This is a genomic window from Brevibacillus sp. NL20B1, from assembly GCF_018195675.1.
GTDB lineage: Bacteria > Bacillota > Bacilli > Brevibacillales > Brevibacillaceae > Brevibacillus > Brevibacillus aydinogluensis.
Genome location: NZ_JAGTPT010000004.1, coordinates 56,806 through 81,474 on the forward strand (window position 1 = coordinate 56,806; position 24,669 = coordinate 81,474).

Genomic DNA, 24,669 nt, shown 5'->3' on the forward strand with positions numbered 1-24,669 from the left:
CAAGAAACTGTTTCGTTCAAGTATAACGTTACATATAGGATCGTCAGTCCAAATCTCATTACGAACCCAGATGCAGCTTTACTGCATAGATGGCATCATCCCATTCTGCTGGTACAGTGCCTATTTCTTTCCAAACTGTGAGAGCCTTGCACGGGCATCGGCAAAGTCCCCTAGACTCGAATAGCCGTATAGCGTCTCCAGTCTCAGTGCGTCGTCCAATGGGCGTCCGATCAGTTCAAGGATGGTCTCCTTGGCGGAACGAACGGCATTGCGGCTGTTGCGCCGTATCATGTGCGCCGTCTCCTCGGCGGTCTTCATCAGTTCTTCAGGCGGCACGACGCGGGTGACCAGTCTTAGCGCGAGCGCCTCCTGTGCCGAGACCTCCCGTCCTGTCAGGGTGAGATCAAGCGCCACGCCGATTCCGGCTACCGCCACCAGGCGGACAAGGCCGCCATCACCTTGGTGCAGGCCATAGCGCACCTCGAAGATGCCAAATTTGGCCTGTTCGGAAGCGATGCGGATATCACAGGCCAGGGCGATTTCCAGCCCGGCGCCGACGGCATAGCCGTTGATCGCAGCAATGATAGGCTTGTAGATACGGTGCTGCCCACGAGTCAGCCCACCGCCGAGGCCATGGGGGATATTCTTGCGGATATCCAACATGTTGGCCCCCTCCCACTTGGGGATAAAGGTCTTCAGATCGGCGCCGGCGCAAAAAGCCCGCCCACTGCCGGTGAGAATGGCCACATCCACGGCATCGTCGGCGGCGAAATCCCGCCACAATTCCGCCAGTTCTGCGTTGGTGGCCTCGTCAATGGCATTCATCGCCTCGGGGCGGTTGAGGGTGACATAGGCGATGCCATTGCTTTTTTCATAGAGAACATTGCTCATAAGGATGTACCTCCCGGCGTCCCCTGCAAGGGGACATCAACATTTTTTGTCCAGCTTCGCCTTGGCGATGGTCAGGCTGACGTGGGCAACGGTCTTGCCGTTCATACTGCAATGTCCACGGAAGACGCGACCTCGGTGAAAAAGCACCGTGCATCCAGTAGTAATGTGATGATCTCCCCAGTAATGCTACAAGACAGAAGATTGACTATTCAGATAATGAAGTCCCTATAATTTTAAATCCCGCTGGTTTTGTCTGCAACACACACAACCATTTTAGAGATAAAAAAATAAAAACCCTTGATACACAAGGGTTTTCTGCTCTATTTCAGGGTCAGCAGCGCCACACTCTCCACATGCCCCGTATGCGGGAACATATCCACCGGCTGCACTTCCTTCAGCTCGTACAGCTCCGCCAGCACCTTCAAATCCCGGGCCAGCGTCGACGGGTTGCAGGAGACGTACACCACCCGCTGCGGTTTCATCTGCAAAATGGTTGTCAACAGCGCCTCGTCGCAGCCTTTGCGCGGCGGGTCGACGACGATCACGTCGGGGCGGATGCCCTGGTCTTTCCACGCAGGGATGACCACCTCGGCCGGGCCGGTTTCAAAGGTGACGTTGGCGATGCCGTTCAGTTCGGCATTGCGCTTGGCGTCGGCGATCGCTTCCGGCACGATCTCCACGCCGTAGACGTGACGGGATTTTTGCGCCAGAAAGAGCGAAATTGTCCCGATGCCGCAATAGGCGTCGATCACCGTTTCTGTCCCGGTGGCGCCGACGTACTCCAGTGTTTTGTTGTACAGCACTTCCGTCTGCACCGGATTCACCTGGTAGAACGAGCGGGCAGAGATGGCAAATTTGATCGGGCCAATGTAGTCGTAGATCACGTCGCTGCCCCAAAGCGTAATCGACGTTTTGCCGAAAATGACATTGGTCTTGTCCGGGTTGATGTTTTGCACGATGCTGGTCACACCCGGCACCTGGGCGCGGATGGACTCGATCAGCATCTCTCGCTGCGGGATGAATTCCTCTGTCGTCACCAGCACCACCATCACTTCGCCTGTACGCGCCCCCACCTTGGCCACCACATGGCGCAGGAGGCCGGTATGGCGCACTTCATCATACGGCTGGATGCCCAGCCGGGCGGCGATCCGCTTGACGGCGGCGACCGCTTCGTCGTTGGCCGGGTGCTGGATCAGGCATTCGTCCATGTCGACAATCTCGTGGGAGCGCTCGGCGTAAAAGCCGCCCACCAGCGCCCCATTCTGCTCGCCGATCGGCACCTGGGCTTTGTTGCGGTAGCGCCACGGATCGCTCATCCCGATCGTCGGATGGACGACGACCGCTCCTTCCCCGTCCACGGGAAAGCCGCCAATCCGGCGCAGGTTGTCTTTGACGATCTGCTGCTTGTGCCGGATCTGCTCCTCATAGGCGAGGTGCTGCAGCGAACAGCCACCGCAACGGTCATACACCGGACAGGGCGGCTGGGCGCGGTGCGGACTGGCTTCGATCACGTCCAGCAGCGAGGCAAAGCCGTAGCTTTTTTTCACGTGCTCTATCCGTGCACGCACCCGCTCTCCGGCCAGCGCTCCCTGCACGAACAGGGTGTAGCCGTCCACCCGGCCGACGCCTGCACCTTCGTGATTGAGTCCGGTTATCTCCACTTCTACGGTTTGTCCGAGGCGGACCGGCAGGTCAAGCTCCGGCTTGACCGCCGTTCCGCGTCGCTTCTTTGCTGTCTTGGCCACTACTGTTGCTCCTTTTCACTTTCATACTGAAAAACAGAAGGGGTTCCCCGCCGCCTTTGACCGCGTCATGGCGAGGGGCCTGACCTCACTGGCTCACGGTATAAACAATTCGAGATGCCCTGGCAGCGCTTCGCATACGCACGGAAGCTCGCCGCCCAGTTCCCCGTCCAGATTGAGCTGAACCGTCTCGCCTGACGGGGATGTCGCCTTGATGTAGTCGGTTTGAAAATACAGCAGGTTGGGGTCTTTTACATGCTCCCCTCGTATAGCCTGTGCCGCCAGGCGGATAAAATCGCCCAGGCCAACTTTTTTGACGACGATCAAATCCAGCTTGCCGTCGGAGATGTCGGCGTTGGGGGCAAGCCGGTCGAAACCGCCGACCGAATGGCTGTTGGTGATCAGGAAAATCATGATTTCTTCGTCGACCAGCACTTTGTCCCGCGTCTCCAGTTTGACGCGGATGGGATGAAGCGACGGCAGCTTTTCCAGTCCCTTGACATAGTAAGCCAATTGGCCCAGAAGGGTTTTCAGCTTGCTGGGCACTTCGTAGGTCAGGTTGGTCAGCGACCCGCCGCCGGCGATGTTGATAAAATACCGGTTGTTGATGCGGCCGACGTCCACCCGCTTCCGCTTTCCTGCTGCGATGATCTTGCAGGAACGAGTAATTGATTTGGGAATGCCGAGAGCACGCGCAAAATCGTTGCTCGTTCCGCAGGGGATGATGCCGAGAGCGGGCCGTGCGGGCTTTCCGGCCATGCCGTTCACCACCTCGTAGATGGTGCCGTCTCCGCCGGCGGCGATGATCACGTCAAAGCCGCGCTTGACCGCCCGTTCCGCTTCTTCGGTGGCGTCGTCTTCCCCTTTTGTCGCGTAGCACGACGTCTCGTAGCCGGCAGACTCCAGCAGTTCCAGAATGTCCGGCAGCCGCCGGCGCACGATTTCCCGGCCGGAGCTGGGGTTGTAAATCAATCTGGCACGTTTCAACGCATGTCCCTTCTTCCTGTACTCGCTCATGGCTTCTCTCTTTTCATCATATCCTGTATAGCCATTTTTGGGAATCGCTATGCTGTACCCGACATGTTATCATAAGAGGATAGGAAAAGATTACAATCGGAGGAGATAGGAGGAGCTTGTGTGAAACCCATCATCGTAGGCGTTGACGTAGGAGGAACAGCAATCAAAATGGCCCTGCTCGACACGGAGGGCAACATCCTTGCCAAAACCCAGGAGCCGACACCCGTGGCGGACGGCGAAGACAGCGTCCTGCAAAAAGTGGTGGACATGGCAACGAGCATGTTGCACCAGCATGGCTTTTCCAAGGAACAGGTGGCCGGCATCGGCGTAGGGATTCCCGGTCCGGTCGACGCGGCCAACGGCATCGTCTATCAAGCGGTAAACCTGCACTGGAAGCGCCCCGTACCGCTGCGCGACAAACTGCAAGCGCTCACCGGCCTGCCGGTGGCTGTCGACAACGACGCCAACACTGCCGCGCTTGGCGAGATGTGGCGGGGGTCCGGACAGGGTGCCAAAGATATGGTTCTGATCACACTGGGCACTGGCGTTGGCGGCGGCGTGATCCTGCACGGCAAGGTGGTCAACGGCATCCACGGCGTAGGCGGTGAAATCGGCCACATCACGATGGTGCCCGAGGGAGGGCCGGCCTGCAACTGCGGCAAGACCGGCTGCCTGGAGACGTACGCCTCCGCCACTGCGATCATCCGTGAAGGCCTAAAAGCCGCGCAAGAGGGGACAAGCCCGCTCCTGGCAGAAACACTCGCCCGCCAAGGCGACATCAAGGCCAAGGACGTCTTGGATGCGGCCAAGGCGGGAGATGCTGCCGCCCTGGCGATCACCGACCAAGTCGCCTTCTATCTGGGTCTGGCCCTCTCCCATCTGGCGGCTACACTCAACCCGGCCAAGTTCATTATCGGGGGCGGCGTCGCGGCAGCCGGCGAGTTTCTCTTTTCCCGGGTGCGCGAGTCGTTCCGCCGGTTTGTTCCGTTCTCTCACGTAGCGGAGTCGACCGAAATCCTGCCCGCAACGTTGGGCAACGATGCCGGTGTAATCGGCGCCGGTTGGCTGATTCGCGACTCCCTGGTGATAAGCGACTCCGTGGTTAAGTAGGCAGCATGCCGTATCCCCTCTCACCGCAACTGCTGCTGAACGGCGAAGACAAAAAAGGTGCGCCGGGCCAAGCGAACTGCCGACATTGAACGGCATCAGCCGCCCGGCGTCAATATCTCACGAACTATCTCACGACCGCTCCTTCCCGGCGGAACAGACGGGCAGTCGCGGCGATGATGGCGGTCACGTAGAGCAGCGACGTCCCCAGTCCGACCAAGGTGTGCAAGGGATCAACCTCACCGTAAAACGCCTCCTTGCACAAGGCCACCCCGTTGAAGACCGGCAAGACGTAGTACAGCGCAGGAATGTCTACAGGGTGGATGGGCATCAACATGTAGGATGGAATCATTGCCAGGATGACGACGCCGGTCATGTAGGTCTGCCCCTCCTTAAACGATTTGGCGACGGTGCTGAGCGTCAGCTCCAGCCCAGCGAACAAGGCGGCCAGCAGCACAATGGTCGCCGCCAGCACTGCAAGTGAGGCCGGGGACAAAAAGCCGAAAGAAAGGTCGGTCCCGTCCACCTTCAGAGGTCCCCACCGAAACACAAACGAGAGGGACAGCAGCGAGGCGGTGGCGCTGATGCAGCTCATCACCATGACCGCCAGCAGCTTGGCCGTCAGGATCTGGTTGGCAGCAATCGGAGTGGTCAACAGCGATTCCAGCGTGCCCCGCTCTTTTTCGCCGGCGACCAGATCGGTGGCGGCCGCCACCCCGCCGGAAGCGAGCGACAGCACCACCATCAGGGGAATGATCCCGGCCAGAATGCCGCCGGTCTGCCGTTCGTCGGACGCAGCGTTTTCGTACGTCGTTTCAATTGGCTCGATCGCTTCCACAGACAAACCCGCCTGCCTGAGCCGCATGCTGACGATGTCGGAGCTGTACTGCTGCACTGCGCTGTCGATCACGCTTTTTGCGTACACCGACTTTTGGTTGGTGTTGTCGTAGGCGACATGCAGCTGGACCCTCCCCCCGCTCCGCAGTACCTGGTCGAAATGATCAGGGATGGTCACAATTGCCCGCAGTTCTCCCGCCTTCAGCGCCTCCATCGGTCTGTCCGGCGACAGGATGCGGACGCCTGGCTGAGAGCGGAGATGATCCACCAGTTTCGACGTGCCTTCAACGGCGATCGGTACGTAGGAGCGCGCTTCCTTTTCCACGTTGCTGTACGACATGCTGAGCAAAAAGAACACAAACGGTATCACGACAAGCGGTATGAGAAACGTGCCGATCAAGGTCTTGCGGTCACGCAGCAGATCGAGCATCTCCTTGGCGAATATGGTCCACACGACATTTTTGTCCATCAATGTCTGCCCTCCTCGACCATCGCCATGAAGATATCGTCCAAGTCATTCATGCCGCAGCGCTCTCGAAGGGCTGCCACCGTACCCGCATAGCGGATGCTTCCCTTGTGAATGATCGCGATGCGGCTGCACAGCTTTTCAATTTCCCCCATATTGTGGCTGGAGAACAGGATAGTCTTTCCCTCTTCCCGGAGCATCGCCACCATGCGCCGAAACATGTTGGCCGCCGTCACATCCAGTCCGGTCGTCGGTTCGTCCAGCAGTATCACGTCAGGATCGTGCACCAGTGTGCGGGCGATCGCTACTTTTTGCTTCATCCCCCGGGAAAACCCGCCCACCCGCCGATCGATAAACGCCTCCATTTGAAGCATCCGGCTCAACTGATCGATGCGTTGGTCCAGGCGCGGCCCCGTCAGACCGTACAGCCTGCCGAAATAGGCGATGTTTTCCCGCGCCGTCAGCCGGTTGTACAGGCCCACGTCACCCCCGAACAGAATGCCGATACGCCGGCGAACTTCCACCGGCTGGGTGCGGACAGAATATCCCCCGATTCGAATATCTCCCTCGGTTGGCTGCAGGATGGTCGCCATCATGCGCATCGTCGTCGTTTTGCCTGCGCCGTTTTCACCGAGCAGCCCGTACACTTCGCCGGAGGAGACGGAAAACGTCACGTTCCGCACTGCCGCGACGTTGCCAAATCGTTTGCTGACCTGATCTACTTCGATCACTGACTGCTCTCCTTTCTGATCCACTAGCAACACCACGAGAATATTTGGCTTATCATCCATTATATATGAAATCAACTGGCCGATGTCCCCTGAGAGTACGGTATACGGACAAATAAAAGAAAACCCTTGCAAGTTACGCAAGGGATAATCCAACGTGTTTTCGTTTGAAATCTTCCAGCGAAAATCCGGCAAACAGCGACAGAAACTTGTCGGTGTCGTTGATGTAGTGGCGGTTTCCCCGCTCATCCGGGTGTTTTTCCAAGAAGAGCACGGCCACCAGCCGGTTGACCGGAATGCCCTCCGCATCCTGATCGTAGATGCCCCGCTCGGCCAGCACCTTTTCAAAGTAGCGAACGTAGGTGACGGTGACCGTTCTCTGCTGTCCGTTCACCTCACAGGTCGCGATGGATCGTTCAAATGTATCGGCAGGCGACCCACCTTTGCTCGGCGGCACGCTTTCTCCCGTGACGGACACGATGTTCATTTCCATGCCCTCCTCCTCCACACATTGTCCCTTTTCATTATAGGGGAGCGGGCACAATCTTACAATTCAAACAAGGACTTCCTGCCTTGACGGCAAACGCTTGTATCAACACAACAGCAGCCGGTCTGTCAGAGATGCTTCTCAGGATTGAAAACGCTCCTCGTTACTTTTTGTTTGCTTTTTTATTATCCAGCCTTGATTTTATGTTAAGAATCAACACAAACAGAAATAGAATTCCGCCGACTGTTCCTGTAATCAGTTGATTGTCAGTCGAAAAATTAACGATCGTCACGATTAACAGGCATATGGCGCCTACCAGGGATAAATTGTCTTTCATTACAAATATCCTCCTTTTCTGTATAATATTATACGAAAAACTCTTGAAAAAATTCTATTTTTATTGATATGTTTAAGTTACGCAGAGTAATAATTTTTAGTAAGGGAGAGAAGGCTTTTGCAGGTTAAAAAGTTTCTGTTGTGTTTCTTGTCATTTTGTCTCTTTGTTACTGTAGTTCCTAACGTTGCCAATGCGGATGAGAATGAAAACCTGCCAGCAGAACAGATAATTGATAATGAAGTCTTTGATCAAACCACTGTTATTCTTCAAGCGATTGAAGATATTCCACAAAGTGTTTTGGATCAAGGCCCTCAAGCAACTGCGATATGGTTCCAGGAAACAACCGGACTATACGTTACTGTAGACAGTGAAGAAATTTTCACTTTAGCGAGGTAAAAAAGCGTTGCAGGATGTATTGCTGCAGTGGGAATAGCTTTGGTAACCAATGCATTTTCATTCACTAAAATAACAAAAATTAAATCAGCTATCAAAGCTCTTGGGGGAACTACAAAAGCAGTAAAGACGATAAAAAAATATTATGATGAATTCCGGTACAATGGTTTTTCCAGAAAGAAATCAATTTCAAAAGCTTTGGACAAAGCTTCTGAAGGATTATCTAAATCTGTGAAGGATGCATTATTAGATTTCTTTAATCTCACGAATGTAGTTGCTAACTGTTTTTAGCATCAAATAATAGGTTCATCTGTAAATGAACGAGAAGGTCCATGCATGCCCTTGATTTATGATTTGTTTACCCGTCGCTCGATTTGATTAAAAAGCACCCAATTAACGGGTGTTATTTTTTTGGGTGAATACTGTTGGATTCCAAAGCGTTGCACACCGACAGGGTCCCGATGATATACATAATGGTTTTCACCTTTATCCTACGATTAACTACTTCTGCCCAGGTGCAAAATGCCCATCGGTCGCTGACAAAATACCAGGAGCGGATCTCTGTTCCCGCGCAACAAAAAGGGACACGCTCCTCAATGAGAAAGCGTGTCCCTGTTTTGTCCGTCTGTATCTTACGCGTTTTGCAGCACTTCCCGCAAGAGCTTGTTGACCATCGGCGGGTTTGCTTTGCCGCGGGTCTGCTTCATTACCTGACCGACGAAAAAGGCGACGGCCTTCTCGTTGCCGGCCTTGTAGTCGGCGACAGCCTGCGGGTTGGCGTTGACCACGTCCTGGACGATCTGGCGCAGGGCGCCTTCGTCGCTGATCTGCACCAGCCCTTTTTCCTCGACGATCTGTTTCGGCTCCTTGCCGGTCTCCACCATCTCCTTGAAGACGGTCTTGGCGATCTTGGAGGAAATCGTGCCGTTTTCGATCAGCTTGATCATCTCGCCCAGTCCGTGCGGCGTAATTTTCACGTCGGCCAACGTCAAGTTGTTGGCGTTCAAATAGCCCAGCAGTTCCACCATCAGCCAGTTGGCGGCCGCTTTCGGATCAGCGCCCGTCTTGACGGTTTCGTCAAAGAAGTCGGCCGTTTCCTTGGACATGGTGATGACGGCGGCGTCGCTTTGCGGAAGGCCGTATTCGTTCACATAGCGAGCCTGGCGAGCGTCAGGCAGCTCCGGAATGGAAGCCCGCACGGCTTCAATCCACTCTTCGGAAATCTGCATCCGCACCAGGTCCGGGTCCGGGAAGTAGCGGTAGTCGTGCGCCTCTTCCTTGGACCGCATGGAGAGGGTCTTCCGGTTGGTTTCGTCCCAGCGGCGGGTTTCCTGCACGACCGTGCCGCCGGAGAGAACGACCTGCTTCTGCCGCTCCACTTCGTACTCCAGTGCCGCCTGCACGTTGCGGAACGAGTTCATGTTTTTCAATTCCGTCTTGGTGCCGAATTCCTTTTGGCCCACCGGACGGATGGAGACGTTGGCGTCACAGCGCAGCGAGCCCTGCTCCATGCGCACGTCCGACACGCCGGTGTACTGCAGGATGGCCTTCAGCTTTTCCAGATACGCCTTTGCCTCTTCAGGCGAGCGGATGTCCGGTTCGGAGACAATCTCCACCAGCGGCACGCCGACGCGGTTAAAGTCGACCAGCGTATCGCCGAAGTCGCTGTGAGTCAGTTTGCCCGCGTCCTCTTCCAGATGCAGGCGGGTGATGCCGATCCGCTTTTTCTCCCCGTTGACTTCGATCTCGATCCAGCCGTTTTTGCCGATCGGCTGGTCAAATTGGGAGATCTGGTACGCCTTGGGAAGGTCCGGGTAGAAGTAGTTTTTCCGGTCAAACTTGGTTTCGCGGGAAATTTCGCAGTTGAGCGCAAGCGCTGCCTTCATCGCGAACTCCACGGCCTGCTTGTTGGTGACGGGCAGGACGCCGGGATGCCCCAGGCAGATCGGGCAGGTATGGGTATTCGGCGGCGCACCGAACTCTGTCGGGCAGCCGCAGAAGATTTTGCTGTTGGTGGAAAGCTCGGCGTGTACTTCCAGGCCGATGACGGTTTCAAACTGGCTCATCTCTCTTACCCCCTCACCCGTTCCGGCTTGCGCAGATAATGGCCAGCAGCCTGTTCGTAAGCGTGGGCCACGCGCAGCACGGTGGATTCGTCAAACGCCTTGCCGACGATCTGCATGCCGATCGGCAGGCCGTTTTGGGCAAATCCGCACGGCACGCTGATGGCTGGCAGCCCTGCCAGGTTGACCGGTACGGTGCAGATGTCTTCCAGGTACATTTTGACCGGATCGTCGATGTTTTCCCCGATCTTGAAGGCCGTGGTCGGTGTGGTCGGGTGCAAAATCACGTCAAAATCGGCAAACACGTTGGTGAAGTCCTGGATAATCAGGGTGCGAACCTGCTGCGCTTTTTTGTAGTAGGCGTCGTAGTAGCCCGACGAGAGCGCGTAGGTTCCCAGCATGATGCGCCGCTTCACTTCCGGTCCGAAGCCCTGGCTGCGCGACTCCTTGTACAACTCGATCAGGTTGTCGGCGTTTTCGGCGCGCACGCCGTAGCGCACCCCGTCAAAGCGGGCCAGGTTGGACGACGCCTCCGAGGACGCGAGCAGGTAGTAGGCCGGCACGGCGTACTCGGTGTGCGGCATGGAGACTTCACTCCAGGTGGCGCCCATGCTCTCCAACTGCTTCAGTGCAGCCAGCACTGCTTCGCGCACCTCGGGGTCGATCCCCTCGCCGATCAGCTCCTTGGGCACGCCGATGCGCAGGCCTTTCACCTCGCCGGTCAATGCGGAAAGGTAGTCAGGCACCTCGACGCTGGCCGACGTGGAGTCGTACTCGTCGTGGCCGGCAATCGCCTGCAGCACGTAGGCGGCGTCTTCCACGTTTTTCGTAATCGGTCCGATCTGGTCCAGCGACGACGCAAACGCCACCAGCCCGAAACGGGAGACGCGGCCATATGTCGGCTTCAGTCCGACGACACCGCAGAAAGCGGCCGGTTGGCGGATGGAGCCGCCGGTGTCAGAGCCGAGCGTGAAAAAGAAGTGGCGGGATGCCATGGCAGCAGCCGAACCGCCGCTGGAACCGCCCGGCACATACTCGGTATTCCACGGGTTTTTCACCGGGTAAAAGCCGGAGTTTTCGTTGGAGCCGCCCATGGCGAACTCGTCCATGTTCAGCTTGGCCACAATCACCGCGTCCGCTTCCTTCAGTTTTTTCGTGACGGTGGCGTCGTAAATCGGGTCGTAGTTGGACAGGAACTTGCTGGCACAAGTGGTGCGCACGCCTTTGGTGACGATGTTGTCCTTCAAGCCTGCAGGCAGGCCGTAGAGCAGGCCCAGCTCCTCTCCTCCCTTGGCCAGACGCTCGTCCAATGCTTTGGCCTGAGCCAGGGCCCCTTCTTCGTCCACGTACAGAACGGAACGGATGTCTTCGTCGTGCTCCTTGACGCTGGCGATGGACGCCTGCACAAGGTCGGTGACGGACAGCTCTTTTTTGCGCAGAGCGCTATGTATTTCCGACAATCGCTTGTCAAACAGCGACACAATGGTGTCCTCCCTTCTCCTGTATGTCTGCGGTTATTCAAATACAGCCGGTACCTTGAACTGGCCGTCTTCGTGGTCGGGCGCGTTTTTCAGCGCATCTTCGCGCGAGAGGGACGGACGGTTCACGTCCTCGCGCATGACATTCTTTACGTCGGTCGCGTGGCTGGTCGGCTCAACGCTGGACGTGTCCAGCTCGTTCAGCTTGGCGGCGAATTCCAAAATGGCGTTCAGGTCTTTCGTGTATCGCTCCGCTTCTTCTTCGGTCAGCTTCAAGCGGGCGAGGTTGGCTACATGCTCCACTTCCCTGCGGGTAATGGCGCTCATCCATTCCACCTCCGAAACTATCACATAACTTTGATCTTACTTGAAAAGAGCGGGTTCAGTCAATTTCAGCCGGGATTTTTCGATTAAGAGCGGAGATCATATGAAAAGACAAACAAACCCGAGAGCGTGCTCTCGGGCTTGCGTTTAGCATTCACTGCCTGGTTATTCGCTTGCTTTCAGTTGTGCCAGCTTTTGTCCCATCAGCACCGTGCTGCCGATGGAAACGTTGTCCGCCCATTCCAGCTGTCTGGATTCAAACAGCAGGATGACGGTGGACCCGAATTCAAACCAGCCCAGTTCGTCTCCCTTGTCGAGGCAGGGCTCTCCCAGGATCGGACCGCTCGTCTGCCGGCCGTGTTTGACATTGGTCGTGGCGGTGTTGTACACGACTTTTACGCTGCCGACAAACAGGGCACCCACCTTGACCAGCGCGACGCAGCCCATCTGTTCCGTCTTCATGTAGGTGACGAGGCGCTCGTTGCGGGCGAACAGCCTGTCGACGTGTTCAATCCCCAGTTGGTTGACCGGATACAGGCGCCCCGGCACGTACGTGTAGCGGAGCAGTTTGCCTGTCACCGGCATGTGGATGCGGTGATAGTCACGCGGACTCAAGTAGATCGTGATGAACCTGCCGCCGTAGAAGCGTTCCGCCATTTCCGGAGCGTCGCCCAACAGCTCGGCAAGGCTGTACTGCTTGCCTTTGGCCTGAATCAGCGTCCCCTCGCGAATGTCCCCCATTTGCGATACCGTTCCGTCCACGGGGCTGATGACGACATCCGTTCCCGGAGCAATCGGACGGGCCCCCGGTTTCAGGCGGCGCGTAAAAAATTCCTTCAGCGTGCGATATTCATGAACCGGCTTTTCCATAATGGTCGGATCGATCTTGTAATGGCGGATGTAATGGCGAATCGCCAGCCGGCTGAAACGGGATGCGGTGATTTTCCCCATCGTCCGCGACAGCGCATTCTGCGGCAGGCGGTGTATCAAGCCGGGAAGCAGCTTCTTACGCATATGACAACTCCTCATGGTTCCGTTCAAAGGTCATAACCCTACTGTACCATTTCTTTACACGGGCCGTAAAGCCCGGACTCCGACCATGGTCTCATCATTTTGAGGTGGGCGATTGCTATACTATAATGGCGGTACAAGCTTACCTACAGGAGAGACCGGGGCATGGGACAACAAGACATTGAGGTGCTGATCAATCAGTACGGCAGCGTGCTGACCCGTTTTTTTGAACATATGTCCGATATGGTATTTCTCATGGCAGTCGAAGAAGGACCCCGTTTTCGCTACGTGCTGATGAACCCGGCCGCCATGCAGGCGGCTGGTCTGACGGAAGCGGCATACGGAAAGCTGATCGAAGAGGTCAATCCGGAAGAAAAGGCAGCCGTCCTCAACAGCATGTACCGGCAGGCGGTGGCAAGCGGAACGGCAACCCATTTCACCACCTACGGCGAACTCGTCGGTGAAACCATCCTCACCCCGATCTGCGACAGCAATGGCGTTTGCACCCACGTGTTTGCCGTGACGCGGGACATCACTGAACGCAAAAAACTGGAATCACAGCTGGCGCACATGGCGTACCACGACATGCTCACCGGCCTTCCCAACCGGCGCTTGCTGCTGGATCGCATGCAGCAGGCAATCGCCAAGGCAAAGCGTTCGAATCAACTCCTGGCCGTCTTGTTCCTCGACTGTGACAACTTCAAGGATATCAACGACACCTGGGGCCACGACGTCGGCGACCAGTTTTTGCAGGTGATGGCCAAACGCCTGACATCGTGCGTACGGGATGTGGACACGGTCGCCCGCCTCGGCGGCGATGAATTCGTTATCCTGCTGACATCCCTGGAATCGGAGACAGAGGCGGCCAAAGTGGCAGCCCGCATCCTGGACGTGCTCCAGCAGCCGTGGTTGATTGCCAAGCAACAGTTTTCCATCACCACCAGCATCGGTATCGCCTTCTTTCCCCACGACGGCACTGACACGGATCAACTGCTGCGCCACGCGGACCAGGCTCTGTACAAGGCCAAGAGCAGCGGGCGAAACAACTATCGCTTCTACTCCCCATCCAAAAAGTAACATGAACAATCACAGAGACATCATTGAAAATGCCAAAATTTTTGGCATCTATGCAAAATAAATGGTCACCAGCCACTCTTTCGTCCGTTTTTCAACGGGCTTGTTTTATTTGCGGGCGAAAAGAGCGGCTGGAGCAGCAAAAAGGCTGCCCCGTATGGGGGCAGCCTTTGTCGTCTCGTTGATTACAGTTTTTCGGAAACAAGTTTGGCCTGCGTAAACAGCAGCAGGTAGTCCGGACCGCCCGCTTTGGAGTCCGTACCGGACATGTTGAAGCCGCCGAACGGATGCACGCCAACCAGAGCACCAGTGCACTTGCGGTTGAAGTACAGGTTGCCCACGTGGAATTCGGTGCGTGCTTTTTCCAGATGCGCGCGATTGCGGCTGATTACGGAGCCGGTCAGGCCGTACTCGGTGTTGTTGGCGATTTCCAGCGCGTGGTCAAAGTCACGTGCCTTGGTAAAGGCCACCACCGGACCGAAGATTTCTTCCTGCATGATGCGCGCCTGCGGATCAACATCGGCAAATACGGTCGGCATGATGAAGTAGCCGCTGTCCGGTCCTTTTTCGCCGCCGACCATCAGCTTGCCTTCCTGTTTACCGATCTCGATGTATTCGAGAATCTTGTTGTATGCTTTTTCGTCAACAACCGGACCGGTGAAGAATTCCGGATTGCGAACATCGCCGACGGTGAGCTGTTTCGTCAGCTCCACGACGCGGTTCAGCACCTGGTCATATACATCCTGGTGAACGATCGCCCGGGAGCATGCGGAACATTTTTGACCGGAGAAGCCAAACGCGGATGTCACGATGGCTTGCGCCGCCAGTTCCAGATCGCAGTCGTTGTCTACGATGATGGAGTCTTTACCGCCCATCTCGGCAACGAGGCGCTTGATCCATTTTTGGCCCGGACGGTGTTTGGCCGCCAGTTCATTAATGCGCAGGCCCACATCGCGGGAACCGGTAAAGCTGATGAAGCGGGTCAGCGGATGCTCCACGAGGAAGTCGCCGATTTCGCTGCCGGAACCAGGCACGAAGTTGACGACACCCGCCGGAACGCCTGCGTCTTCCAGGATTTCCATGAACTTCGCAGCGATGACCGGCGTGGTGGATGCCGGCTTCAGCACAACCGTGTTGCCCGCTACGATTGCAGCCGTGGTCATGCCCACCATGATCGCCAGCGGGAAGTTCCACGGCGGGATCACGATGCCAACGCCCAGCGGGATGTAGTACAGTTCGTTGTCTTCGTCCGGAATGCGGGTCAGCGGATGGCGTTGAGCCAGTTTGTCCATTTGGCGTCCGTAGTATTCCATGAAGTCGATCGCTTCCGCCGTGTCAGCGTCGGCTTCTGCCCAACTCTTGCCTGCTTCCTTGACCAGCCACGCAGAAAATTCGTGTTTGCGGCGGCGCAGAATGGCAGCTGCTTTGTAGAGGTAGCGGGAACGCGCTTCCGCCGGAACAGCTTTCCAGCTCTCAAAGGTTTGAGCGGCAACCTGAATCGCTTTTTCCGCCAGGGCCTGATCGGCCTGGGAAACGATCCCGATCACTTGTTCTTTATTGGAAGGGTTGATGGAGCGGGATTTCTTTTCCGTTTTGATGCGCTCGCCGCCGATGATCAGATCGTACTCGCGGCCCAGCTCGCTTTCCACTTTGGCAAGCGCTTCTTCAAACGCCTTCTTGTTCTCCGGCAAGCTAAAATTGGTAAACGGCTCGTTTTTGAATTCCACTTGCATCTGTGACGCCTCCTTATCATGTTCTCCAAATTGTCATCACAAATTATATGCAAGGATCATACCAACCTTGTACGACCTGCAGACCACTATAGTGTTTGCATTTTTACCGAAAAGCAACAGTCCGTAAATGGAATTGGATATGAACAAAAATGTGCAATTATCTGAACACACGTAGACAAAAGTGTCTCCTTATTTACTTCACTTGATATCTTCATCATGATGAAGTTGCTGCTTGCGAAAACAGAAGCCGGTCATCCCCGTATACGCGGGAAAACCGGCTTTTTCATTTTCATATATGAAGTATTTCTCGCTTTCTTGCCAATAGACAGGACGTTTTTACTGACGATAGATGTGCATGTACGGCTCTCCGCTGGCCGGCCGGATGTAAATCGCCAACGGCCGGTTGATCGACTGCACGTACAGATTGACGTGCACGCTTTTGTCAAACGCCTCATCAATCGCAGCTGCAGCAAATTGTGTGAACTGCAGCACCTCTGTTCGTGAATCGTACTCGGCTGTTGCGGTAATGGTGAGTTCCGTCAACTTGCCGCCCATGAATCGACCAAGTCCGGTCATGCCGATGTATTCTCCGAAGAAGTTTTGCGTTTGCCGCTTAAACTTGTCGAACTGCAGCGATTGCTGTGCATAATTTTTCTCCGCAACATCGCTGGGGAACAGGAAGTATTCCTCGTTAATGGGCTGCCATTTGGAAATGGCAGTCTCATTGGCGTTTACGGTTCCCGACATGATGAAATGGCCCGGCACCAGCGTCGAGTTTTTGTCCGGCACCTGGTAGAGCGCGAGCACGATCGGGATCTGCGGATTGTCTGCGCGGACCGCCTGCACGATGCGGGCGGCCACCTGCTGCCCTTTGGCGCGCAGTTCATCCGTATTGTAGGTCTTCTCCTTGCCCGTCGCGTCCATGTAGATCGGCGACAGGGAGATGCCGAGCACCATGCCGGCCAACTGCTTCTGCTGCTTCTCCAGATAGTCGTGCTCCAGCACATTGACGAGCAAGCCCGTCTTCTTTTTTCCGTCCGGGGCTTTGATATTGTACTGCGCAATCCATTCGCTGACCTGTTCCGCTTTTATCTGCTGCCCTTCCTGAAACAGGTACTCGTCCGTGGGAAACGTATCACGGGCAATTTCCATCAACCCCAGCTCCAGACGGCTGAAATCGATCCGGTAGCTGTTTCCTGCCAGCATGCCGCGTGTCTGGTTGGGTTTGTAAGGAACGATGCTCCCGTAGTAATCTTCCGACACCGCCACCACCGAAGTGATGGTGGGATTGGGCGGCAGGTTGTTTTTCTGGCCGCCCCCGGGCCAAAACGAGCAGCCCGCTGTGACAACCGACAGGAGTGCCGTCAACGCCAGTGAATAGAACTTGGACTGTTTTTTCATTTTCATAACCAGTACTCCCTTGTATTTGCAAACAGGCATAACGCCCTTGTTTCTCGCCTGGGTGGTCAGTTCCACTTCGTCCACTTGTCATCAGTGAGTGCGTACACAAAGGCAGATTCGCCGATGCCCACCCACCTGTACGGGCCTGCTCCGGGCGCAACCACGATCAGCTTTTCCGGAGCCTTGGCCGCAAGCGGTCGCCACTCTCCGTCCTCTTTTTCCATGATGCCCTGTTCGGTGGCTACCGCCAGTATCCCCGTCGTCCGGTCGACGGCCAGACAGTAAATCTGCTGCACATTCGGTACCGTTTCCGTGTACCACTGCCCGCTCTCGTGATAGAGCAGATTGTATTGCGCAGCCACGTACAGGCGGTCTTCCAGCGGATTGTAATCCATCGCGTACACTTCCTGATCCAGCGGCAGCCACATCTTCCACTGGTCACCCTCGTCAGACGACTGGTAAATGCCCTCGCCGGTGACAAAGGCAAACAACCGGATCTGGTCACCCTCACGTGTGCCGATAAAACTGCGAATATTGGCCGGCTTGGGAAGCCCTTCGTCCGCCCGATTCCACGTCTCTCCCCCGTCTGTGGAGCGCATGACCCCGTCACTTCCGGCCATGAAGATCTGCCGTGGGTTCTGCGGATCGACATACCAGCCCGCTACGTCCTCCTGCTCCAACTGCGGGAAGAGAAGTCCCCACAAACCGCCGCCGGCCGAGCTGTACAGACCGGAGTGGGTCCCCACCCAGACCTGCCGGGCATCCGCTGTCATCGCCAGGTTGTGCACCACTTCCCCTTTTTGCAGAACGTCTTGGTAGGTCAAGTCACCCGGTATGGCGGCCGCTGTCACTGCAGGGGTCACCGGCTTGCTCCGCTCGTTCTCGCTGCAGCCTGCCAGAAGCGCCAGCGCCGTTATGACCATTCCCGCACGCAGCAAGCGATACATGCTTACCACACCCTTTCCCGTTCTCAAACACAGGTGGCCGCTGTATGGCTACTTGTTGTTCCCTTCCAAAAGCTGCAAAAAGCCGGCCTCGTCCATGACGGCCACACCCAGTTTTTCCGCTTTTTCCAGTTTGGAGCCTGCCTTTTCACCGGCAATGACCAGGTCGGTCTTTTTGCTGACACTGCCCGTCACTTTGCCGCCCAGGCGCGTTATCGCTTCTTCCGCTTCCTGGCGGGTCATGCTGGACAGCGTGCCGGTGAGGACAATCGTTTTACCGGCCAGCGGCAGGTCGGCTCCGCTTTCCGCCCGTACGCCCTTGTAGGTCATGTTGACGCCTGCCGCCTTCAGCCGTTCGATCACTGCTTCGGCCTGCGGCTGCCGGAAGTAGTTGACGAGGCTGGCAGCCATTTTCGGTCCGATCTCGTTGATCTGCGTCAGTTCTTCCTCACTGGCGCGCATGATGGCGTCCATGTCGCCGAAGTGTTCGGCCAGGACGCGCGCCGCCTTGGCTCCGACGAGGCGGATGCCGAGGCCAAACAGCAGCCGCTCCAGCGAGTTTTCCTTGCTGGCTTCGATTGCCGCCAGCAGGTTGTCGACCGACTTTTCGCCCATCCGCTCCATGCCGAGCAGCACGTCCCGCTGCTGGTGCAGATAGTAGAGGTCGGCGACGCTGTGAATGATGCCGGCGTTAAACAGCTGGGCCACCACTTTCTCTCCGAGCCCCTCGATGTTCATCGCCTGCCGGGAAACGAAGTGGATGATGCCTTCGCGAATCTGCGCCGGACACATCGGATTGATGCAGCGCAGGGCCACCTCATCGTCCAGGCGAACCAGTTCGCTGCCGCATTCCGGACAGTGCGTCGGCATGGAAAACGGCACTTCCCCGCCGGTTCGCCGTTCGGGCAGGACGGCCACAATCTCGGGGATGATGTCCCCCGCCTTCTTGACCACCACGTGGTCGCCGATCAACAGCCCCTTTTCCCGGATGATGTCCTCGTTGTGCAGGGAAGCCCGTTTGACCGTCGTTCCCGCCAGGCTGACCGGCTTCAGCAGGGCGGTCGGAGTGACTGTCCCCGTGCGGCCCACGGACACCTCGATGCCCTCCAGAATCGTGACCGCCTCTTCCGCCGGGAATTTGTAGGCGATCGCCCAGCGCGGGCTTTTGGCGGTAAAGCCCAGTTCCTGCTGCTGGGCGTAGCTGTCCACCTTGATCACCATGCCGTCGATGTCGTACGGCAGGTTCCGCCGCTTGTCCGTCCAGCCGTGGACGAATTCGATCACATCCTCGATGTTGTCAAACACCCGTCGCTCCGGGTTGACCTTGAAGCCCAGCGACTCCAGCAGGTTAAGCCCTTCGCTGTGCGACTCCACGCTCTCCCCCTGCAGCTCGCCGATGCTGTAGATAAACGTGTCCAGTTGGCGGGACGCGGCAATTTTCGGATCGAGCTGGCGCAGCGAACCGGCCGCCGAGTTGCGCGGGTTGGCAAACAGCGCTTCCCCCCGCTCTTCCCGCTCCCGGTTCAGCTTTTCAAACGCGCTGCGCGGCATGTACGCCTCGCCCCGCACCTCCAGTGTCAGCGGCCGGGTCAAGCGCAGCGGGATGGACCGGATCGTCCGGAGATTCTGCGTGATGTCCTCTCCGGTGGTGCCGTCACCGCGGGTCGCCCCCTTGACGAACAAGCCGTTTTCGTAGTGCAGGGAGACGGCCAGCCCGTCGATTTTCAGCTCACAGACGTAGTGGACGGTCTGGCTGCCCACCGTCTGCCGCACGCGCCGGTCAAAGTCGCGCAGGTCCTCGTCGTCAAACGCGTTGCTCAGGCTGAGCATCGGCGTCTTGTGCACCACTTTTTCAAAAAAGGGCAGCGGTTCGCCCCCGATCCGCTGTGTCGGCGAATCGGGCGTCACCATGTCCGGGAACAGGTCTTCCAGATCCTGCAGTTCCCGCATGAGCATGTCGTATTCCTGGTCCGTAATTTCCGGTCGGTCCTCTACGTAATACAGACGGTTATGCCGCTCGATTTGTTCCCGCAGTTCGCGAATTCGTGCTTCTGCCGTCAATCGGTCCATCTCATTCATCCTTTGCTATACCGTTTCATATTTCACTTTTTGTTAAGCTCGTTCAATCGGGGCAAACTTAGCCAGCAGTTTCTTGATGCCGATCGGGCTGGGGAAGGCGATGTCCAGCTCCATGTCGTCTCCGCTTCCCTTCACCTTGACCACTGTTCCGATGCCCCATTTTCCGTGCTTCACCTTTTCGCCCACTTTCCAGTCGATACCTGCGGCCGCGCCGTGACCCGGCAGCTTGGCCGCAGACTGCGCAGGCCGGCCAAACGGCGAGGCACCCGTCCGCATGCCTGTCGCGGATCGCAGCCCCGTCTGTGTCTGCGCGCCAAACGGCCGACCAGCCGCTTCCCGCTGGCCGAACACCCCGATACGGGCAAAGCGTCCCTCGATCACCGGGCTGCCGTCCAATAGTTCTGCGGAAATTTCCTGCAAAAAGCGGGAAGGGGGATTGTTCGTGGTCCGGCCAAACAGGGTGCGCATCCGGGCGCAGGTCAGGTAGAGGCGCTCTTCCGCCCGGGTGATGCCGACGTAGGCGAGGCGGCGCTCCTCCTCCATTTCCCCTTCGTCAAACAGCGCCCGGCTGTGCGGAAACACCCCTTCCTCCATGCCGACCAGAAAGACCACGGGGAACTCCAGCCCCTTGGCGCTGTGCAGGGTCATCAGCACGACCTGGCCTTCCGCGGAGGGGTCTTCTTCTGCTGTCCCGTCCTCCGTCAGCGTGTCAATGTCGGCAATCAGCGCCAGGTCGGTGAGGAAGGCGAGCAGGCTCTTGTCGTCGTTTTTCCGCTCAAACTCCTGGGTAACGGACAACAGCTCCTCAATGTTTTCCAGACGGGCGGTCGCCTCCAGCGTCTTCTCCTCTTTCAAAGCCTCCCGGTAGCCGGTCCGCTTCAGCACCTCTTCCACCAGCTCTGTCACCGTCAGGTAATCGGTCATCTGCATCAGGTTGGTGATCAGCTCGTTAAAGGCGAGGATGGCGTTGGTCGTGCGCGTCGGCAGCCCCATGTAGCCCACTTCCTGAATCGCACCGTAAAGCGACAGGCCGTGCGCGCTGGCGTAGTTCTGCAGTTTTTCCACGGTCGTCTCCCCGATGTTGCGCTTTGGCACATTGATGATCCGCGCCAGGCTGATGTCATCGTCGGGGTTGGAGATGACCCGCAGATAGGCGAGAATGTCCTTGATTTCCTTGCGATCGTAGAATTTCGTGCCGCCCACGATCGTGTACGGAATGTTCGATTTGATAAACACTTCCTCGACCACGCGGGACTGGGCGTTGGTCCGGTAGAGCACGGCGAACTTGTCGTAGCGCTTGTAGGCGGGCATCAGCTTGTTGATCGTGTCCACGATGAAGTACGCCTCGTCGTGCTCGGAATCACCCTGATAGCAGCCGATCTTTTCCCCGGTCGGATTTTCCGTCCAGAGCTTTTTCTCCTTGCGCATGACATTGTGGGCGATTACCTGGTTGGCCGCCTGCAAAATCGTCTTGGTGGAGCGGTAGTTTTGCTCCAGTTTGATCATTTTCGCTTCCGGATAGTCCTTTTCAAAGTTCAAAATGATGGAAATGTCCGCGCCGCGCCACTTGTAAATGCTCTGGTCGGCGTCCCCGACGCAGCAGACGTTGCGGTAGCGGTCGGCCAGCATGGAAATCAGCATGTACTGGGCCCGGTTGGTGTCCTGGTACTCGTCCACATGGATGTAGCGGAACTTTTTCTGGTAGTATTCCAGCACTTCCGGCACTTCCTTGAACAACCGGACCGTCGTCATGATCAGGTCGTCGAAGTCCAGCGACTGGTTGCTCTTCAGCTTTTTCTGGTACGCCTCGTACACCCTGGCCACGACCTGGCTGTACGGATCGGCCGCCCGTTTGGCGTACGCCGCCGGGTCCGTCAGCTCGTTTTTCGCTCCGCTGATTGCCGCCAGGATGGCGCGCGGTTCGTATTTCTTCGGATCGAGATTCAATTCCTTGAGGCATTGCTTGATGACGGACAGCTGGTCGCCCGCGTCAAGAATGGAGAAGCTGCGGCTGATCCCCAGGCGGTCGATGTCCCGCCGCAATATCCGCACGCACAGCGAGTGGAACGTCGAGATCCAGATGTCCTCCGCTCCCGCGCCGACGATGGACGCCACGCGGCTCTGCATTTCCCGCGCCGCCTTGTTGGTGAAGGTAATGGCGAGGATGCTCCACGGCGCCACCTGTTTTTCGCTGATCAGGTAGGCGATGCGCTGGGTCAGCACCTTGGTCTTGCCGCTGCCCGCACCCGCCAGAATCAGCACCGGCCCCTCCGTGGTCAGGACCGCTTCCCGCTGCTGCGGATTCAGTCCAGCTAAAATTCGGTCAATTGTTGCCATATGTATACGTCCACCTTTCTTGCCTGTCAAAGCGCTCCCGAACGAAAGCATATGTTCCTATTTTCGCACAGATCGAAGGCAAGTTCCAGTTGAATCCGATCCCTCGCTCATGCAATCCCTGCCAACGGAAAGACCGCCGTACCCGCGCAGGAGCAGCGGCGGTCCTTTTCATGGCGCATCCAATATCACCGGCAGTCCATAACGTCCCCTCGCATCGCTGTCAGCGGGATTGCTGGGACGACAGCAGCGGTTCGTACATCATCATCGCGCGATTTTCCGCGATAAATTCGTCATCGAGCCATTCTCCGTCCAGCGTGTACACCCGGCGGTGCAGGACATTGGTTCGCTCGTAGCCTCCCCAGATGGCCGGGGTAATGGCATGCTCCTTTTCGTACACTTCGTACCGCCGCGTGGGAGGGTATTCGGCTCTCCACTCGCCGACGAGGTGAGTGTCGGTGAGAAACACGTGCAGCTGGAACGATTGCTGAGTCTGGTTGGCGATTTGCAGATCGAGGTAGTTGTAAAAACAGGTGGCCCCGCTGCCGAACGGCTGGGTCCGGTTGGCGTCGGGAAACACGTCATAGCCGTGCCGATGCCGCTCCGTGACCGTCAGCGGAGTGTGCAGGGTCATCCAGTATACAAGGTTGGACAGCTGGCACAGTCCTCCCCCCACACCGGATATGACGCGGCCGTGTGACAACAGCATGCCCTCCACGTACCCTTTCCTACGCGTCGGCTTGCCGATCAGCCGCCAATAGGAAAAGGTTTCCCCGGGACGAACGATCACCCCGTTCAGCCGTTCGGCAGCCAGGCGCAGATTGATGATTTTGTTGTGCTGCATCCACATGTCCACATTCTTGAGCCGACGCAGGAGCGGCGTCTGATGACGGATGTGCAGATGGGGCAAGAGTTCGCTTTGCTTTTCACGCGAATACTGCTTTCCCCCCAGCAGCCACTCTGCGTACCGTTTCAGGCGGTAGAAGCACACTCCCGCCGCCAGCCGCAACCGACTTCGCGCAACAGGTCTCATTTGCTACCTTCCTTTCCGGCAACTCTTTGGATCATGCACACACGATTACGGATTCGTGTGTGAACAGAATGGGCGATACATTTCTTCCCCCTGCAACCAAAGACCCGCACATTCACATACTGATAATCTAGGGAGGAGATGCGCATGTTTCGCACGGGAATCACCTTGTCCGCCACCCTGTTGACGGCGCTGCTTCAGCCGGCTGCCGTTTTGACCGTCGCATCCGATTTTTCGTACCACCGGACGGAAACGATCGCACACCGGGGGGCTTCCGGCTACGCACCGGAGAACACCATGGCCGCGTTTCGCAAGGCGGTGGAGATGAAGGCGGATTACATCGAGCTTGACGTGCACGTCAGCAAGGACGGTCATCTCGTGGTCATCCACGACAATACGGTCGATCGGACGACCAACGGCACCGGCCGCGTAGGCGCCCTCACCCTCAAGGAGATGCTCAGGCTGGATGCGGGCCGTTTCTTCCACTCCGCCTTTGCCGGGGAACCGATCCCTACCCTTGACCAGGTGCTGGACGAATTCCGCGGCAAAATCGGCATCCTGATCGAGCTGAAGTCGCCGGAGCTGTATCCCGGTGTAGAAAGCAAGGTGGCCGACGCCCTGCAGAAGCGCGGCATGGATAAGGCACGCAGCGCAAAGGTTATCGTGCAGTCCTTCCATTTTGAATCGCTGAAACGGTTTCACAAGCTCCTGCCGGACATACCGATCGGTGTGCTGACCAACAAGGCGAGTCATTTGACAGACGCGATGCTGGACGAGTTTGCGACCTACGCCAACTACGTGAACCCCAGCCGCAATCTGGTGACCGCCGATCTGACCGACCGCATCCACGAACGCGGCATGCAGGTCTTCGCCTGGACCGTGCGCAAACGGGCCGAGGTGAATCCGCTGCTGATTGCGGGCGTTGACGGCATCATTACCGACTTTCCGGATTATGTGCCCTCCAGCCATCGCAGATAAGCGCCATCTGCCACACCCGGCGTCGGGCAAAGCAGACAAAGGGTCGCCCCACGGAATACGGGCGCCCTTTTTTTGGTGCCGGACGGCATTTTGTCTAGTTCATAATCGGCACTTCCCCAATGGAAACACACAGATTTTGGCCGTTTGCCGTTTACCAACATCGTAACACAAAAGTTTGTTGATTATTGGAATTTTTTCCACATTTTCAGGTGAAA

The 24,669-nt window shown here is 57.1% G+C and carries 21 protein-coding genes; 5 read left to right on the forward strand and 16 right to left on the reverse strand.

Annotated elements, in window-relative coordinates:
* Positions 1–120: 120 nt before the first annotated feature.
* The 3 genes from KDN35_RS04320 to KDN35_RS04330 form a co-directional block, all read right to left on the reverse strand.
* Positions 121–891: an enoyl-CoA hydratase/isomerase family protein gene (locus tag KDN35_RS04320; RefSeq protein WP_212132175.1), complete on the reverse strand. Its 771-nt coding sequence runs from the start codon at positions 889–891 to the stop codon at positions 121–123.
* A 320-nt stretch (positions 892–1,211) separates the two neighbouring features.
* On the reverse strand, positions 1,212–2,636 hold the full coding sequence (gene rlmD, locus KDN35_RS04325; protein WP_212132176.1) for a 23S rRNA (uracil(1939)-C(5))-methyltransferase RlmD: 1,425 nt from the start codon (positions 2,634–2,636) through the stop codon (positions 1,212–1,214).
* A 93-nt stretch (positions 2,637–2,729) separates the two neighbouring features.
* Entirely contained in the window at positions 2,730–3,650 is a 921-nt protein-coding gene (locus KDN35_RS04330; protein ID WP_212132177.1) for a diacylglycerol kinase, read from the reverse strand.
* 120 nt (positions 3,651–3,770) lie between these two features.
* Here KDN35_RS04330 and KDN35_RS04335 point away from each other — a divergent pair, with 120 nt between their 5' ends.
* Entirely contained in the window at positions 3,771–4,760 is a 990-nt protein-coding gene (locus tag KDN35_RS04335; protein ID WP_171565235.1) for an ROK family glucokinase, read from the forward strand.
* Positions 4,761–4,884: 124 nt separating this feature from the next.
* Here KDN35_RS04335 and KDN35_RS04340 read toward each other — a convergent pair whose 3' ends face one another.
* From KDN35_RS04340 to KDN35_RS04350, 3 genes are all read right to left on the reverse strand, one after another.
* Positions 4,885–6,063 carry an ABC transporter permease gene (locus KDN35_RS04340; protein WP_212132178.1) on the reverse strand — a complete coding sequence of 393 codons (1,179 nt, stop codon included), beginning with the start codon at positions 6,061–6,063 and terminating at the stop codon, positions 4,885–4,887.
* On the reverse strand, positions 6,063–6,791 hold the full coding sequence (locus tag KDN35_RS04345) for an ABC transporter ATP-binding protein (protein WP_311837663.1): 729 nt from the start codon (positions 6,789–6,791) through the stop codon (positions 6,063–6,065). The genes KDN35_RS04340 and KDN35_RS04345 overlap by 1 nt, the downstream gene beginning before the upstream one ends.
* 133 nt (positions 6,792–6,924) lie before the next feature.
* Positions 6,925–7,275 (reverse strand): hypothetical protein, encoded by a 351-nt coding sequence (locus KDN35_RS04350; protein WP_212132180.1) that lies wholly within the window; start codon positions 7,273–7,275, stop codon positions 6,925–6,927.
* Between the two features lie 454 nt (positions 7,276–7,729).
* Here KDN35_RS04350 and KDN35_RS19830 point away from each other — a divergent pair, with 454 nt between their 5' ends.
* Both KDN35_RS19830 and KDN35_RS19835 read left to right on the forward strand, forming a co-directional pair.
* Positions 7,730–8,008 (forward strand): hypothetical protein, encoded by a 279-nt coding sequence (locus tag KDN35_RS19830; RefSeq protein WP_249178912.1) that lies wholly within the window; start codon positions 7,730–7,732, stop codon positions 8,006–8,008.
* A 27-nt stretch (positions 8,009–8,035) separates the two neighbouring features.
* Entirely contained in the window at positions 8,036–8,296 is a 261-nt protein-coding gene (locus KDN35_RS19835) for a hypothetical protein (protein WP_249178913.1), read from the forward strand.
* 341 nt (positions 8,297–8,637) lie between these two features.
* On the opposite strand, the gene gatB is transcribed toward KDN35_RS19835, so the two are convergent.
* The 4 genes from gatB to asd form a co-directional block, all read right to left on the reverse strand.
* Positions 8,638–10,071 carry an Asp-tRNA(Asn)/Glu-tRNA(Gln) amidotransferase subunit GatB gene (gatB, locus tag KDN35_RS04360; protein WP_171565238.1) on the reverse strand — a complete coding sequence of 478 codons (1,434 nt, stop codon included), beginning with the start codon at positions 10,069–10,071 and terminating at the stop codon, positions 8,638–8,640.
* 5 nt (positions 10,072–10,076) lie between these two features.
* Positions 10,077–11,549, reverse strand: coding sequence for an Asp-tRNA(Asn)/Glu-tRNA(Gln) amidotransferase subunit GatA (gene gatA / locus KDN35_RS04365; protein ID WP_171565239.1), 1,473 nt, complete (start codon positions 11,547–11,549; stop codon positions 10,077–10,079).
* Positions 11,550–11,582: 33 nt separating this feature from the next.
* The gene (gatC, locus tag KDN35_RS04370; RefSeq protein ID WP_171565240.1) at positions 11,583–11,873 is read right to left on the reverse strand and encodes an Asp-tRNA(Asn)/Glu-tRNA(Gln) amidotransferase subunit GatC; all 291 of its coding nucleotides are present in this window, start codon (positions 11,871–11,873) and stop codon (positions 11,583–11,585) included.
* Between the two features lie 162 nt (positions 11,874–12,035).
* A complete protein-coding gene (gene asd / locus KDN35_RS04375; RefSeq protein ID WP_171565241.1) occupies positions 12,036–12,884 on the reverse strand; it encodes an archaetidylserine decarboxylase in 849 nt (282 codons plus the stop codon).
* Between the two features lie 162 nt (positions 12,885–13,046).
* On the opposite strand from asd, the gene KDN35_RS04380 reads away from it, so the two are divergent.
* Positions 13,047–13,958: a diguanylate cyclase domain-containing protein gene (locus tag KDN35_RS04380; RefSeq protein ID WP_171565242.1), complete on the forward strand. Its 912-nt coding sequence runs from the start codon at positions 13,047–13,049 to the stop codon at positions 13,956–13,958.
* 182 nt (positions 13,959–14,140) lie between these two features.
* Here KDN35_RS04380 and pruA read toward each other — a convergent pair whose 3' ends face one another.
* From pruA to KDN35_RS04410, 6 genes are all read right to left on the reverse strand, one after another.
* Complete coding sequence (pruA, locus tag KDN35_RS04385) at positions 14,141–15,688, reverse strand: L-glutamate gamma-semialdehyde dehydrogenase (RefSeq protein ID WP_212132181.1); 1,548 nt, start codon at positions 15,686–15,688, stop codon at positions 14,141–14,143.
* Positions 15,689–16,024: 336 nt separating this feature from the next.
* On the reverse strand, positions 16,025–17,095 hold the full coding sequence (locus KDN35_RS04390) for a CamS family sex pheromone protein (RefSeq protein ID WP_212132182.1): 1,071 nt from the start codon (positions 17,093–17,095) through the stop codon (positions 16,025–16,027).
* Positions 17,096–17,154: 59 nt separating this feature from the next.
* A complete protein-coding gene (locus KDN35_RS04395; RefSeq protein WP_249178914.1) occupies positions 17,155–18,063 on the reverse strand; it encodes a WD40/YVTN/BNR-like repeat-containing protein in 909 nt (302 codons plus the stop codon).
* 21 nt (positions 18,064–18,084) lie between these two features.
* The gene (gene ligA / locus KDN35_RS04400; RefSeq protein WP_376717855.1) at positions 18,085–20,112 is read right to left on the reverse strand and encodes an NAD-dependent DNA ligase LigA; all 2,028 of its coding nucleotides are present in this window, start codon (positions 20,110–20,112) and stop codon (positions 18,085–18,087) included.
* 33 nt (positions 20,113–20,145) lie between these two features.
* Positions 20,146–22,449, reverse strand: coding sequence for a DNA helicase PcrA (gene pcrA / locus KDN35_RS04405; protein ID WP_212132183.1), 2,304 nt, complete (start codon positions 22,447–22,449; stop codon positions 20,146–20,148).
* 220 nt (positions 22,450–22,669) lie between these two features.
* Positions 22,670–23,479: a VanW family protein gene (locus tag KDN35_RS04410; protein WP_171565248.1), complete on the reverse strand. Its 810-nt coding sequence runs from the start codon at positions 23,477–23,479 to the stop codon at positions 22,670–22,672.
* Between the two features lie 144 nt (positions 23,480–23,623).
* On the opposite strand from KDN35_RS04410, the gene KDN35_RS04415 reads away from it, so the two are divergent.
* A complete protein-coding gene (locus KDN35_RS04415) occupies positions 23,624–24,454 on the forward strand; it encodes a glycerophosphodiester phosphodiesterase (protein ID WP_171565249.1) in 831 nt (276 codons plus the stop codon).
* Positions 24,455–24,669: the final 215 nt, after the last annotated feature.